The organism is Kitasatospora sp. NPDC003701 (genome assembly GCF_053587085.1).
This window is the reverse complement of sequence record NZ_JBSFNM010000004.1, coordinates 170,197-183,529: the sequence shown is the minus strand read 5'-3', so window position 1 is coordinate 183,529 and position 13,333 is coordinate 170,197. Positions and strand designations below refer to the sequence as shown.

The following is a 13,333-nucleotide window of genomic DNA, read 5'->3' as shown; positions in this document are numbered from 1 at the left end:
GGCCGGTGCCGCGGACCGGATCAGCTCACCAGGTGAAGAGTCCGACGATCGGCGAGACGATGTTGTGCCCCGCCTCGGCCGCCTTGGACGCGACGGACCGCGCCGCCTTCACACCGGTCTCGGCCACGGCACCGATCTTGTCGAGCTCCTTGATCGCCTTGCCGGCGCCCGCGCCGATGAGCGAGAGCGCGACACCCGCGCAGGCGTTCTTGAAGTTCTGGCCGCTCCAGTTGTCGGCCCAACCGTAGACGGCCGCGCTGACCACACCGGTCACCAGGGAGACCCCGCCGAAGAACGCCCCGAGCGGTGCGGTGGGCGGGAAGAGCGAGAACCCGACCGCGAGGAAGCCCGTCACGGTGCTCACGTGCCCGGCCAGCAGGGCGAAGTCGTGCGCGCCCTGCTTGGGGTCGGTGCCCGGCGCGCCGTTCGCGGCCGGGGTCGCCGGGTTGGGCACCGCGTCGTTGGCCGTGGTGTTGGCCGGGTTCACGTGGTTGGTCTCGTTCGCCTTCGCCCGGGCGGCGGCAGCGGCAGCCGCGGCGGCCTGCTCCTGCTCCCGCTTCTGGGCGGCGATGGAGTGCGCCTCGCTGGCCGCCTGGGAGGCGGCGGCGGCGTCCTTGCCCGCCGCACTCGCGCTCGCGGCCGCCTGGGCGGCCGAGGACTGCGCGCTCGCCGCCGAGCCGAGGGCCTGCTTCGCGGACGCGCTCGCCTGGTTGGCCGAGTAGTTGGCCTGGCGGTTGGCCGTCTGGGCGGTCGCCGCGGCGTCCTTGGCCTTCTGCGCCGAGGTGGCGGCGGCCGCGGCCGAGGCGTTGGCCGCGTCGGCCTTGGCCCGGGCGTCGGCCTTGTACCCGTCGGCCTCCTTGGCCGAGGCCGCGGCCTTGTCCGCCCAGTCCCGTGCCTCCTGCGCGGCGCTGCGGGCGTTGGCCGCGACCTCGAACGCCAGCTGGGCGTTCTGGTTCGCGGTGGCCGCCTCCTTCGCCGCGTTGGCGATCATGGTCAGGATGGAGGACACGTGGGTGTCGGTGTCCTGGTCCAGCTGGGCCGCCTTGTACTGGACGGTGGTCACGAAGTCGTGCTGCATCCAGGCCGGGCCGGCCAGCGCGACCGTACCGGCGGCCTTCACGTTCGGGCCACCGTTGTTGACCGCCGTCAGGACGGCCACCCGGTCGTCCTCGGCCACGGCGTTCTCGTAGCGCTGGGTGAGGAAGCCCGCCAGCGCCTTCACGCTGCCGTCGTTCAACGCGGCCGTGCCCTCGCGCTTGACGGCGGTGCCGCCGGCGTTCATCAGGGTGAGGATCTGGACCCGGAAGTCCTCGGCCTGCACGTCCAGCGCGCCGCCGGTGAGGAACTTCTCCACCGCCGTCGGGTCGGTGCTCTCCAGGGTCTTCTGCGCGGCGGCCGACACCTTGGAGTCGGCGATCGAGGCCACGTAGACGATCTTGTCACGGTCGTCCAGCCGCAGGCTGCGCGGGTAGTCGGACTTCGCCCAGGCCACCACGGCCTGGTCGGTGCCCGACAGCGCGCTCTGCGCGGCGTCCCGGGTCCAGGAGCCGGAGGCCTTCAGCAGGTTGACCGCGGCCTTGCGGCCGAAGCCGGCCGCGGCCGCGACGTCCGTCACCGTGGCGGCCTTCTGGACCAGGTCCTTGGTCTCGGCGTCCACCGTGCCGGCCTCGGTCTGCGCCTTGGAGGCGCGGGCCTGGTCGGACTGCTCCGCCCTGGTGAGGGCGGCGGCCTCCTCGATGCCCTGCTGCTTGTCGGCCTCCAGCTTCGCCGCCTCGGCCTCGCGGGCCAGCTTCTCGATGCTCTGGGCCTGCGTCACCGCGTCGGTGGCGGTCTTGGCCGCCGCGATCGCGGCGTTGGCGTGGGCGGTCGCCAGGTTGGCCCAGTCCTGGGCCTGGCCCGCGGCGTTGGCCGCGTCCTCGGCCGCCTTCGCGGCCTTCTCGGCGTGGTCGGCGGCGCTGTTGGCCCGCACGTTCGCCTCGTTGGCGGCCGAGGCCGCCGAGGCGGCCAGGCTCTCCGCCCGGCCGGCGGCGGCGGTGGCCGAGTTGGCCGCGCTGCGGGCGGCGTCCGCGGAGGCCCGGGCCCGGGCGGCCTGGGTGCTCGCCGCGCCGGCCGAACTGCTGGCCGCCGCGCTGGCCTCGGCGGCGGAGGCCGCGTCACGGGCCGCGCGGGCGGCGGCCGAACCGGACCGGCCCGCCTGGGCACTGGCCTCGGCGGCCTGCGAGGCGGCGGAGGCCGCGTCCCGGGCGCCGCGGGCGGCGTCACGCGCCGTCTGGGCGGCCGCGCGAGCGGCACCGGCCTCGGCGGCGTTGCCGGCGGCGGAGGCCGCGGCGTTGTAGGCGCGGGCGGCGGCCTGACCGGCCGCGGCGGCGGCCGAGGCCGCCGAGCGGGCGGCGTTGGCGGCCGTACGGGCGGCGGACACCGCCGCGTTCGAGGCGTCGATCGCGGTGCGCGCGGCAGCGGCCGCGCCCTCGGCGGCCTGGGCGGCGCGGTTGGCCGCGGCGCCCGCCTTCTCGACGTCGTCCTTGGCGGCGGCGGCCTCCGAGGCGGCGGTCTGGGCGGCCTTCTTGGCCTCCGCGGCGGCCTTCTCGGCGCGGGCGCCCGCCTCCTTGGCGGCGTCGGTCTCGACCTTGGCCCGCTTGCCCGCCTCGGCGGCGGCCTGGGCGAGCTGGGAGATCGACAGCGTCTCCTGGTCCCGGGTGCGGGCCAGGTACTGGCCGGTCTCCAGGAAGGCGCTGAGGTCGTCGGGCGTCCCGCTGAGTGCGCGGTTGGCCTGCTTGACGAACTCGGGGCCGGGGTTCTGACCGAGCATGGTGAGGACGGTGACGCGGTCGTCCTCCGCCTGGGCCCGGGCCCGACCGGTGGTCAGGAAGTCGTCGAGCGCCTTGGCGGAGCCGTCGTTGAGCGCCTTGGTCCCGGCCGACCGGACACCGGCGTCGCCGTTGTTGATGATGCCCAGGACCGCGACCCGGCGGTCGTCGTTCATCGGGTTCTGCCAGCCGGACAGCATGAACGCGTGCACGTCCGCGTCCGTGCCGCTCAGGGCCTTGGAGGCGGCGTCGCGCACGCCCTGGCCGGTCGAACTGAGCATCTTCAGGATGGTGAAGCGCTCGTCCTCGGCCGAGGCGCGGTCCAGCGTCCTGGCCAGGAAGTTGGTGATGTCGGCATCGGAACCGAGCAGGGCCTTCTCGGCCGCGTCCTTGGTCGCCGTGCCGCCGAGCTCCCAGGCCTCGACGACCCGGCCCCTCGCGTCGGCGGGCAGTGGCGCCGGGCCGGCCTCGGCCGGCAGCGCCTGGGCGATCGTCGTACCGGCCATGGTTGCTGCCAGCGCCAGCGCGGTGAGCGCTGAAACCCTGGCACGAAGGCGCCGTCGCTGTGACGCCCCCGCCCCTGATGTCGTGTAGGTCATATCCCCTCACGTTCCCCCGGGCCGTCAAGGCCCCTTCGTGCCGCAACAGTTGTCATGGCACCGCGAGGATCCTAGTTCGAATAAAGCGGAATTTGATCTCCCACTTCAGTTCGTCCGAATACCTACCGGCTGGCTGGATTCCGTCGTCTGATTCGGTCACGGACCATTCACGGAGCGTACGAAGCACCGTTGAAACCTTCCATGACGCGCCGTCGACTCCGGGGTCGCGCCCCGCACTCCCCGGGGTCCGGCCGGGCGCCCCCCGCAGGGCCGGGACAGCGAAGTGACCGGCCGGTAGGGTGCTGCTCGGCACGGACGGACCGACGGGAGTGGGGCACATGGGCGGCGACGGCACGGGGTTCTTCGAGTCGGCGGCGGACGCCGCCGCCCAGCTGGCCGAAACCGGCTACCTGGCCTCCACCGCGGTGGCCACCACCGTCTTCCTGGCCGACCGGCTGGGCAAACCGCTGCTCGTCGAGGGCCCGGCCGGGGTGGGCAAGACCGAACTCGCCAAGGCCGTGGCCGAGATCAACCGGGCCCGGCTGGTCCGGCTGCAGTGCTACGAGGGCATCGACGAGGCCCGCGCGCTCTACGAGTGGAACCACGCCAAGCAGCTACTGCGGATCACCGCCGGCCGGGACGAAGGCTGGGACCAGGCCCGCACCGACATCTTCGGCGAGGAGTTCCTGCTCACCCGGCCGCTGCTGACCGCCATCCGCGGGGACGAGCCGACCGTGCTGCTGATCGACGAGATGGACAAGGCCGACGTCGAGGTCGAGGCGCTGCTGCTGGAGGTGCTCAGCGACTTCCAGGTCACGGTGCCGGAGCTGGGCACCATCACCGCGACCCGGCGGCCCTTCGTCCTGCTCACCTCCAACGCCACCCGCGAGCTCTCCGAAGCGCTGCGCCGGCGCTGCCTCTTCCTCCACCTCGACTACCCGGACGCCGAGCTGGAACGCCGGATCGTCCGGCTCAAGGTCCCCGGTCTGGACGCGACGCTGGCCGATTCGCTGGTCCGGGTGGTCGGCGCGCTGCGGACGATGGGCCTGCGCAAGGCGCCGTCGGTGGCCGAGACCATCGACTGGGCCCGCACGCTGCTGGCACTCGGCGCGGACACCCTGGACGAGGCGGTGGTCCGCGACACCCTCGGCGTGATCCTCAAGCACCAGGACGACATCCTGAAGGCCGCTCAGAAGCTCACCGCGGCATGACGGACCGCCGCTCCCCCGCAGCGGCCGGCCCGGCCGGAACCGGTGGATCCGCCGCCCCTGCCCCGCCCGCCATGCCCGCCCTGCCCGCCACGCCCGCCACGCCTGCCCCGCCCGCCGACCTCGCGGCCCGGCTGACCGGGCTGGTCCGGGCGCTGCGCGGCCACGGACTGCGGGCCGGGCCGGCCGAGACCGTCGACGCGGCGGCCGTGCTCGACCTCCTGGGCCTCACCGACCGGGAGCAGCTGCGGGCCGGCCTGGCCGCCGCGCTGCTCCGCTCCGAAGGGCAACGCGCCGTCTACGACGCCACCTTCGACCTGTACTTCCCGCTCGGCGTCGGCACTCCGGAGGCGGCGCGGGGCGGCTCCTCGCCGGACCGCCCGGAGCAGGCCGACGACGCCCGGGCCGCGGCCGGGAACGCCCTCCGCGACCTCACCGACCCCGTCCGCGAGAGCCTGCGCGAACGCCTCGCCGCCGCCCTGGCCGCCGACGACCGGGCCGCCCAGGCCCGGCTGGCCGGCGAGGCGGTGGCCGCGTTCGGCCGGTACGGCGCCGGCTCGACGCCCGGCTCGGACGGCTGGTCCGCCCACCAGACGCTCGGCCGGCTCGCGCCGGAGACCCTGCTGGCCCGCGTGCTGGCGGCGCTGCGCGCCGGCCCGGCCCCGGACGCCCCGTCCGACGTCTCCGACCGCCTCCTCGCCGACGAGATCCGCCGCCGCATCCAGGACTTCCGCGCCATGGTCGGCACCGAGGCCCGCCGCCGGGTGGCCGAGGTGCGCGGCACCGAGCGGATCGCCGAGCGTGCCGTCGCCCCCAGCGCGGACCGGATCGACTTCCTCGCCGCCGGCCGCGACCAGCTCGCCGAACTGCGCCGCACCGTCCACCCGTTGGCCCGGAAGCTGGCCACCCGGCTGGCCGCCCGGCGGCGGCGGGCGGCCCGGGGGCAGATCGACCTGCGCCGCACCCTGCGCCGCTCGCTGTCCACCGGGGGCGTCCCGCTGCGCCCAGCCCACCGGCTGCGCCGGCCCGTCCGGCCGGAGATCGTGCTGCTCTGCGACATCTCCGGCTCGGTGGCCGGCTTCGCCGACTTCACCATGCTGCTGGTCCGGGCGATGAACGAGCAGTTCAGCAAGGTCCGGGTGTTCGCCTTCGTCAACCGCACCGCGGAGGTCACCGAGCTACTGGCCGGCCGCGGCGCCGACCCGGCCACGCTGGCCCGGCGCATCCTCACCGAGGCCAGGGTGATGGGCCATCACGGCAACAGCGACTACGGCTCCGCACTCGGAGAGTTCGCCGAACACCATCTGGACGCGGTCGGCCCGCGCACCAGCGTGCTGATCCTCGGGGACGCCCGGAACAACCACCGCGACCCCAACCTGCCCGCCCTGCACCGGATCGCGGGGCGGGCACGGCGGGTGTACTGGCTCAATCCGGAGCAGCCCTCGCTGTGGGGCGAGGGCGACTCGGCCGCGCCCGCGTACGCGGAGGTGGTGGAGATGCACTCCTGCCGCAACGCCCGCCGGCTGGGCGAGCTGATCACCCGGCTGCTGCCGATCTGACGCACCGTCAAATGACCTGCGGGGATCAGTCGTCCAGCCGGCGCAGGAAGTCCAGCAGGGCGGCGTTGACCTCGGCCGGCCGCTCCTGCTGCGTCCAGTGGCCCGCGCCGGGGAGGGTGACGTGCCGGTGCAGCCTGGGCGTGAGCTGCTCCAGCAGCAGGCGCAGCGCGTCCGGCCCCACCAGCGCCGTCACCATGTCCCGGTCCCCCGCCACATAGAGCGCGGGCACCTCGATGCCGCGCCCGGCGAAGGCGGTGAGCAGCTCGTTGTTGCGGTCGATGTTGCGGTACCAGTTGAGCGGACCGGTGAAGGCGCGCTCGCCGTGCCCGGCGTAGTCGGCCGCGAAGGCCGCGATGTCGTCCTCGGTGAGCCAGTCGGGCAGCTTCTCCGGGTCGGGGACGGTGTCCAGCAGCGTCTGCCCCTCCGGCACCACCCAGGCCCTCGGCGAGTCCGCGCCGGGGCGGTCGCCGGAGCCGCTGAACAGGACGCGGCGGAAGGTGGAGTGCGGATCCCGGGCGAGTTCGGCGTCGGCGACCCCGGGCTGCTGGAAGTAGTTCTGGTAGAAGCCCTCGCCGAACCGCTCCCGGGACTGCGCCAGCGGCGGCAGCCCGGAGACCGGCAGCGGCGGGACGCTCAGCCCGGCGACACCGCGCACCAGGTCGGGCCGCAGGGCCGCGGTCGACCAGGCGACCGGCGCACCCCAGTCGTGACCGACCACCACCGCCGGCCCGCCGCCGAGCGCGCCGATCAGGGCCGTGACGTCACCGACCAGGTGGAGCAGGGTGTAGGCGTCGACGGCCGACGGCTGCTCACTGCGGGCGTAGCCGCGCTGGTCGGGGGCGACCACCCGGTAGCCGGCCGCGGCCAGCGGCGCGAACTGGTGCCGCCAGGAGTACCAGCTCTCCGGGAAGCCGTGCAGCAGCAGGACCAGCGGGCCCTCCCCCTGCTCGGCCAGGTGGAGCCGGACCCCGTTCACCTCGATGTCGCGGTGCCCGATGTCGCCGAACGCCTCGCCGGTCTGCCTGGTCACGTCGCCCACCCCTGCTCCTCATGCCGTTCCCGGTCCACCACCGGACGGATGACGTCCGACCGGTCGCTGTCCACCCTGCCCAGCGGAACAACCCGGGAACCACGGGATTCCCACCCGGCCAACGGGCCGGAGCCCGGCCTTCAGGACGCCCGGCCATGACGACAGAGCACCCAGTGCGGTTGGCGTGGGCGGCTCCTCGGGGCTACGGCGGGGTGGTCGGCTCAGTGGCGGGCGATCGCCGCCACCGCGTGGACAGCCCTGTCCACTTCCTGCGGGTTGGTCACCAGGCTGGGGCCGAGGCGAACCAGGGCGCCGCCGTACGGGGTGACGTCGGCGAGTATGCGGTGGTCAGACTCCAGACGCGCGACCACGTGCCAGGGCTCCCGGTCCGTGACGGAGAAGCAGACGATGCCGCAGGAGAGTGCGTCGTCGCGGGGTGTGGCGACGTGGACGCCGGGGATCGCGGCCAGTCCGTCCTTGAGCTGCCGGGCCTGGGTGCGGATTCGGTCCGCGATCCGGTCCCGGCCGATGGCGGTGTGGAAGGCGAACGCCTCCGGGAGGGCCCAGCGGTGCTCGAAGGCGTGGAAGCCGCCCGGGGTGGCCATCAAACCGGGGTCGACGACCGGCGGCGGGTCCTCGCGCATCCAGCCGAAGCTCGGGATGATCGGCTGGACGAGGGGCCAGGCGTCCTCGCGCCCCCAGAGGACGCCCGTGCCGCGCGGCCCGTACAGCCACTTGTGGGTGCCGGCGGCGAAGAAGTCGCAGCCCAGGTCCGCCACAACGGTGCCGGCCGCGCCGAGGCCGTGGACCCCGTCGACGCATACGACGATGCGATCGGCCGCGTCCCGACGGGCGTTGATCCCGGCCACCGCGTCGGTGATCATCCGGATCGGGAGCATGACGCCGGTGCCGGAGTGGACCCAGGTCAGCGCGAGGACCCTGGTGCGCGGGGTCACGGCCGCCAGCAGGCGTCCCGTCAACTGGTCGGCCGAGACGCCGGCCGGGTCGTCGTAGAGGCTCACCCGGCGCACTGCGGTGCCGGTCAGCAGGGCGCGCTGGCGTAGTGCCTCGTAGGTGGAGTGGAAGTCGTGCCGAGTGGTGAGGATCTCGTCCCCGGGCCCGAGTCGCAGCCCCTGATAGAGGATCGCGAGCCCCATGGTGGTGCTGTCGGTCAGCGCCACCTCCAGGGGGCGGACGCCCAGGTAGGCTGCGGCGGCCGTGCGCGCGGCCCGCTCGCGGTCCGCGTTCTCCCGGTGGTAGCGGCTCGGATCCTCGTCCAGTTTGGTCCGATGCGTCGCGACGGCGTCGCGCACGCCGGCCGGGTGGGCGGCGAACGTGAAGGCCGCGAACTGTGCGTAGGTGCGGGAGAGCCGGAACTGGTCACGGACGGAGTTCCAGTCGCCCGGCACGAAGCCGCGGGGTGGGCCGGAGGCCTCGGGCGGTACCGGACTCGCGGCGGACGCGCGGACCTCGGCGAGCGGGGCCAGGGCTCCGCCCACGAGCCCGGAGAGGACGAGCCGTCGGCGGTCGATGAGCGGTTTCATGTCTCCTGCACGTGATCGCGTGGCCGGGGTGTGTGGTCGGGTCCGTCCGGGGCGCGTCGGCCTGCCGTGCCGACGCGCCCCGGACTGCGGTGTGTACCGGAACCCGGTTGCACCGCGGACCGCCCCGCTCGGTACCGGCGCGGTCCGCTACGGTGCCGCCCGGCTCAGCAGAGCAGCAACTCGCGCGCGGGCGCCGCCGAACGGGCAGGCGTCAGGCCCGGCTGGGCCCAGCCCGACGCGATCTCGGCGGGTGCGATGCAGCCCTGCTGGGCGTCCCAGGCCCAGTAACCGTCGAAGAGGCCGCAGCGCCAGAGGTTGCCGTAGCGGTCCCGGTAGGTCTTGCCGTCCTTGGCCGGGGTGCACTCCGGCATGGAGGAGCACTCGTAGATCGCCCAGCCCAGCCGGCACCAGGATGTCCCGAGCGGGGTCGCGATGCCTTCCTGGGCCTGCGGACCGGACACTGGCGCCTGCGCGGCGGCGGCTTTCGCCGACGGGGCTCCGGGGGTCGCCGCGGCGGCGACCCCCTGGACGGCGAACAGGGCCACCACGGCCAGCGCGACGGCCGTCAGAGCGGAGCGGATGGATCGAGATGCTGACACGATTGTCCTTTCCCGATGAGCGGTTGACGTGCGTGAGGCGTTGCCGCACGCAGGCCCGGTGGTCGTGCCCGCCAGTTCGCCGCCGACTACTCGGCCGGGAACACCACGTTCCGGGTCGGCGTGTTGTAGCCGGGCGAGGACAGGAGGTCATGGAGGGCGGCCGTCACCTGCTCCGGCGGGACGAACTCCGTCAGGACCTGAGTGGGAACCGCCTGCGGGTCTCTCAGGGTCGCCAGGAAGAGGTGCTCGACTCCGACGTATCCGTGCCCGAGTTCGGATGCGATCCGGCCGGCTTCGTCGAGAATCGCGAGATAGCGCGGTGTAGCCGTTGGTACGTGGTCGTCCGCCATGGCGCCTCGATACCTCGTACGTGGGACCACCGGGGTGGTGGGGCCCGACTCGGCGCATCGTAGTAAGAAATCCGGAAATCACGGAAGAGATCTCTTCTCGCCAGGCTGGCCGAATACCCGTACCCGCAGTCGCAGGCCGTGCCAAGTCGGCATGAGATCACTCAAGAGTCTTGTAAAGGTGGGTTGTTGGGCAGATCGAGCAAGGCTGACCAAAGTGGTGCGTCGAGGAAGTACGCGCATTCTTCCGAGCTGGTCGGCGGCGCGACGGCGTTCCCGCTGTTCGTAGCGGAATCACCCCGCTCACCGGCGCGGCAGCCCCCGGTGCCACTCGAACGGATCGCAGCCCACGGGATTCCCGGCCGCTCCGACACGGCCCTGCTCCGGCGCATCCCGGCCCCCGTCGCCCCGCCGCGCTCACCCCGCCCCGGCGAGCTTCTCCCGTGCGTCGGCGAGGTCCTCGGCGGTGGGCGCGTCGTCCTGGGTGAGCCGGTGGCGCCAGTACCCGCCGAACTCGACCGACGCCTTGGCCAGCCCGCGCTCCCCCACCAGGTGACGCCGGAGCGCCCGGACGGCCGAGGCCTCACCGGCCAGCCAGGCGAAGGGCGTACCGCCGGGCAGCTCGGCGGCGCGGACGGCCTCGGTCAGCGGACCGCCGGGGGCGGCGCCGTCGCGGTACAGCCAGTGCACGGCGAGGTCGGCCCGGGTGGCCAGCGACTGCCGCTCCGCCGCGTCGGCCACCTCCAGGAAGGCGACCGCCCGGGTGCCGGCGGGCAGCGCCTCCAGCAGCGTGGCGATCGCGGGCAGCGCCGTCTCGTCCCCGGCCAGCAGGACCCAGTCGGCCCCGGCGACGGCGGCGGCGAGCGGGACCGGCCGGGCGTAGAGCTCGGAGGGGCCGACCATGCCGAGCCGGTCCCCCGGCCGGGCGCGGTCCGCCCAGGTGCTCGCCGGGCCGCGGTCGCCGTGCAGCACGAAGTCGATCTCCAGCACCCGGCCGCCGGGCCGCCGGCGGCGGACGGTGAAGCTGCGCATCCACGGCCGCTCGTCCTCCGGGACGGCCAGGTAGGCCTGGTACCAGCCCATCGGGTCGTCGCCGCCACCGGGCAGGACGGGCTCCGCCTGACCGGGCCGGGGGAAGCAGAGTTTGACCTGCTGGTCGGGGGTGCGGCCGACGCTCTCGTCGAGCCGCTCGGCCTCGAAGGTGATGCGGGCCGTCCGCGGTGTGACCCGCTCGACCGCGATGACCTGGATGTATGTGACGGGCAATGCCACCGTCGGACCCTCCGGTTTCGGCTCCACTGATAACCTTACGCCATAAGGAATTACCTCTTCGAGGATACTTTACGCCATAAGGAGTTGCTCCCGTGACCGTCTTCGCCGGCCAGGGCGATGCCCGCCGCTCGATGTCCCTGCTCTGGCGCGGGCCGGAGGAGCCGCGCACCGGGCGCAGCGGCCCCAAGCCCGCCCTGAGCGTGGACGCAATCGTCACGGCCGGGATCGCGGTCGCCGACGCCGAGGGGATGGCCGCGCTGTCGATGCGCGCGGTCGGCGAGCGGCTGGGCCGCACCGCGATGGCGCTGTACACGTACGTGCCGGGCAAGGCCGAGCTGCTCGACCTGATGCACGATCGGGTGCTCGCCGAGCTGCCCACCGGCCACGACCCCGCCGAGGGCTGGCGGACCGCCGTCACCGCATGGGCCGAGGAGGCCTTCACCTGCTACCTGCGCCACCCGTGGGTGCTGCAGATCTCCCAGGCCCGGCCGGTCCTGGGCCCGGCCGAGCTGGGCGCGATGGAGGCGGTGCTGCGGATCCTGGACGGCGCGGGGCTGGAGCCACGGCTGCTCCGCGGCGTGGTCGCGGCCCTCTGGCAGCTGGTCCGCGGGATGGCCCGGACTGCCGCCGAGGCCCGCGCCGCGGCGGCCGACACCGGCGTCGCCGACGAGGACTGGTGGTATGCCCGGTCCGCCCAACTCGCCGAACTCGCACCCGACTTCGCCGAGCGCTTCCCGCTGCTGACCGCCCTGGAGAGCGGCGGCGCCGCCCCCGAGGCCGGGGACGGCTACCTGGAGGCGCAGACCCGGGAGGCCTTCCGCACCGGCCTCGCCGTCCTGCTGGACGGCGTCGAGGCGGCGGTCGCCCGGCCGGGGCGGCCGTAGGGTCCGCGGCGCCCGGGGCGGCGGGCGCGGTCGCCACTGTCCGCTGCCCAGGTGACGGTTGGTCTGAGCGGGTACGCCCGGTCACCGATCAGCGTAGGCGAGCAGTTCACCGGTGACCCGATTCGCACAAGCTGCCGGACGCTTCGACTATGGCTTCCTTCAACCGACTGCTCACCCGCGTCCGCCGACGGGCCGGCGCCCTGGCCCTCCCCTGTACCGTCATCTCGGCCCTCGTCCCGGTCCTCGCCCTCGGCCCCGGGGCGGTCTCGGCCGTGGCCGCGCCGCTGCCCGGCGGCCTCGGGCCGTGCGTCCCCGGCAGCTGCCCGAACCCGTACCCGAGCTCGATCAACAACGGTCCGTTCGCCGGCCGGGACAACGGCATCAACGTCTTCGTCGGCAACGAGTTCCTGGTCACCGGTCGCGCGGCCGAGGCCGAGGGCCGCGTGGTCGTCCTCGACAGCTTCACCCAGGCCAAGGAGGCCGGGGTCAGCTCCATCTACAACGTCGGCATCGCCGGCGTCGGCTCCCGGGTCCCCCCGCCGGACGGCGCGGACTTCCTCACCACCGGCGGCGGCGTCACCATCGCCACCGGCCAGAGCCTGGTCGCCGAGGGCGGCGTGGTCCGGCACGCCGGTGCGGTCACCGGCACCGTGACCGGGACGTCGGTCACCGACCCCAACGCCGTGCAGCCGTACAGCGGTCTGCGCGACCAGCTCACCGCCGCGTCCGACTGCTACGCCCGCGTCGGCGGCGCCCTCCGCACCCCGACCGGCACCGCGGTGAACCAGGGCGGACAGACCCTGTTCACCGGTGACGGCAGCTCGGCCCTCCAGGTGTTCAACGCCGACTTCGACCTCACCGGGCCGACCGGCGGCCAGCAGGGCATCGTCTTCGCCAACATCCCCTCGGGCGCCACGATCCTGGTCAACGTCCTCGGCACCACCCGGACCCTGAACACCTTCAGCGGCGGCATCAACGACACCGACGACCCGCTCAACGGCTACCGCGACCACCTGCTGTGGAACTTCCCCGACGCCACCACCGTCACCCTGGCCGGCACCGGCCAGTTCCAGGGCAGCTTCCTGATCGGCCGGCAGGCCTCGCTGACCACCGTCACCCTCGCGGGGATCAACGGCCGGTTCTTCACCACCGGCTCGCTCACCCACACCAGCCTCCCGGTCGGGGGCGGCGGCCAGGAGTTCCACTCCTACCCGTTCAACGGCGACCTCCCCGCCTGCACCACCCCGCCGGTCACGGGCGAGGTCCGGGTGCTGAAGACCGACGCCACCACCGGCACGGCACTGGCGGGCGCCGTCTTCGAACTCTGGCAGGAGACCAACAACGTCGCCGGCCTCCAGACCAGCGGCGCCAACCCCGACACCCAGGTCGGCACCACCTGCACCACCCCCGCCGACGGCATCTGCCGACGCACCGTCGAAACCGGCACCTACTACTGGCGCGAAACCACCCCACCCACCGGCTAC

10 protein-coding genes are annotated in these 13,333 nt (G+C 74.1%); 4 read left to right on the top strand and 6 right to left on the bottom strand.

Annotated features, from left to right (window positions below; genetic code table 11):
- Positions 1-25 precede the first annotated feature (25 nt).
- Positions 26-3,313 carry an ALF repeat-containing protein gene (locus tag ACWDRR_RS05905; RefSeq protein ID WP_449770944.1) on the bottom strand — a complete coding sequence of 1,096 codons (3,288 nt, stop codon included), beginning with the start codon at positions 3,311-3,313 and terminating at the stop codon, positions 26-28.
- A 431-nt stretch (positions 3,314-3,744) separates the two neighbouring features.
- On the opposite strand from ACWDRR_RS05905, the gene ACWDRR_RS05900 reads away from it, so the two are divergent.
- Positions 3,745-4,617, top strand: coding sequence for an AAA family ATPase (locus ACWDRR_RS05900; RefSeq protein ID WP_449770943.1), 873 nt, complete (start codon positions 3,745-3,747; stop codon positions 4,615-4,617).
- 71 nt (positions 4,618-4,688) lie between these two features.
- Complete coding sequence (locus ACWDRR_RS05895; RefSeq protein ID WP_449770942.1) at positions 4,689-6,173, top strand: VWA domain-containing protein; 1,485 nt, start codon at positions 4,689-4,691, stop codon at positions 6,171-6,173.
- 25 nt (positions 6,174-6,198) lie between these two features.
- Here the strand turns inward: ACWDRR_RS05895 and ACWDRR_RS05890 are convergent, their stop codons facing one another.
- The 5 genes from ACWDRR_RS05890 to ACWDRR_RS05870 all read right to left on the bottom strand — a co-directional run bounded on the left by ACWDRR_RS05890 (position 6,199) and on the right by ACWDRR_RS05870 (position 10,965).
- Positions 6,199-7,203, bottom strand: coding sequence for an alpha/beta fold hydrolase (locus ACWDRR_RS05890; RefSeq protein ID WP_449770941.1), 1,005 nt, complete (start codon positions 7,201-7,203; stop codon positions 6,199-6,201).
- 221 nt (positions 7,204-7,424) lie between these two features.
- A complete protein-coding gene (locus tag ACWDRR_RS05885; RefSeq protein ID WP_449770940.1) occupies positions 7,425-8,747 on the bottom strand; it encodes an aminotransferase class V-fold PLP-dependent enzyme in 1,323 nt (440 codons plus the stop codon).
- A gap of 164 nt (positions 8,748-8,911) precedes the next feature.
- Positions 8,912-9,346 carry a hypothetical protein gene (locus tag ACWDRR_RS05880; protein ID WP_449770939.1) on the bottom strand — a complete coding sequence of 145 codons (435 nt, stop codon included), beginning with the start codon at positions 9,344-9,346 and terminating at the stop codon, positions 8,912-8,914.
- An 86-nt stretch (positions 9,347-9,432) separates the two neighbouring features.
- Positions 9,433-9,696: a Clp protease N-terminal domain-containing protein gene (locus tag ACWDRR_RS05875; protein WP_449770938.1), complete on the bottom strand. Its 264-nt coding sequence runs from the start codon at positions 9,694-9,696 to the stop codon at positions 9,433-9,435.
- A gap of 414 nt (positions 9,697-10,110) precedes the next feature.
- A complete protein-coding gene (locus ACWDRR_RS05870) occupies positions 10,111-10,965 on the bottom strand; it encodes a siderophore-interacting protein (protein WP_449770937.1) in 855 nt (284 codons plus the stop codon).
- 92 nt (positions 10,966-11,057) lie between these two features.
- Between ACWDRR_RS05870 and ACWDRR_RS05865 the strand changes: the two genes are divergently transcribed.
- Both ACWDRR_RS05865 and ACWDRR_RS05860 read left to right on the top strand, forming a co-directional pair.
- Positions 11,058-11,849, top strand: a complete 792-nt coding sequence (locus ACWDRR_RS05865) for a TetR/AcrR family transcriptional regulator C-terminal domain-containing protein (protein WP_449770936.1) — start codon at positions 11,058-11,060, stop codon at positions 11,847-11,849.
- 149 nt (positions 11,850-11,998) lie between these two features.
- A partial coding sequence (locus tag ACWDRR_RS05860) for a choice-of-anchor A family protein (protein WP_449770935.1) occupies positions 11,999-13,333 on the top strand: 1,335 nt, incomplete at its 3' end.